Here is a 1,090-nt window from a genome sequence, read left to right as displayed (position 1 = left end):
GTGGGCAATAACTGAAAAATCTTGCTTGGATGCGATCAATGAATTGTGCGGGCACATTGAAGCGGGTGTGCGCGTTAATCGTCAAACTGGGCTTTATGAGATGATTCTATTTCGCGACGATTGGTTTAGCGATGATGAAATACACTCTCTAGCAGTGAACAAGATTAAAAGCATGTCGCTTGAAGTTGCAAATGCGGATGAGACTATTAATCAGCTTAATGTGAGCTATTACAATCGTGACGCAATCAAAGATTCATCTTTCTCGGTTGCAGAAAGCGCATCAATTCGAAATTTGAATGGCCGTGTAAATGCTGAAGATGCAGACTTTCCATATTTCATGAATCAGCGTAATGCTGCGGTGGTTGCACAGTGGAAATTAAAACAGATGTCATCGCCGGTCTGGAGCGGGTCATTCACAACTGCTGCATATGAAGCGCGGAAGTGGAATCGCTACGACTTGCTTAAATTGGCTTGGCCGCGCAAATGGCAAGGCACAATTACTGTTCGTATTATGAAAATCAATCTTGGGACGGGTACTGATGTTTCAATTGATTTTGTAGAAGTGGTGCAATATTCAAGCGAGCTTTCTTCAAATATTGTGATAGATACGCCGATTGATGTTGCGCCTTTGCCGCCTCAACCGTGTCAGTATGAACCATTTGAAATGCCATATTATTTGGCTGTCATGGCGCTTGGGCAGCGGCAGGTAGATGATGAACTGGCTTATGAAAATAATTATGGCTTGGTTGGAGTTGTAGCTGAAAAGCCGCAAAACAATTCTCTATATGCCGTGATGATGACGCAGTCCGGCACAGCGGGTGAGGGTTGGCTTCGTGCTGCAACAATTGATTATGAACCAGCTGGTGAGCTTGACCAATCTATTTCTAAAACATCGATTAGTTTTACAGTGAAAAATAGCACTGCGATTGCAAATGTAGCAGCTGGAACATTGATTAAATGCGGCAGTGACTGGATTGGGACGAAAGGCGAATGGATGGTGTTTCAGAGCGTTGATCTAGACACTAGCGTTGTAAGTGTTAAGCGCGGTGCTTTAGATTCACTGCCGCAGGCTTGGGGTATTTATACAAAG

Annotated in this window: 1 pseudogene; it reads left to right on the top strand. The window is 43.9% G+C overall.

The window, feature by feature from the left end:
• A pseudogene (locus OKC24_RS19710) lies at positions 1 to 1,090 on the top strand (phage tail protein); the annotation flags it as partial.

The sequence above is a fragment of the Acinetobacter entericus genome, from assembly GCF_026168575.1.
In the GTDB taxonomy this organism is placed as follows: domain Bacteria; phylum Pseudomonadota; class Gammaproteobacteria; order Pseudomonadales; family Moraxellaceae; genus Acinetobacter; species Acinetobacter bouvetii.
This window is presented reverse-complemented; position numbering and strand designations above follow the sequence as displayed.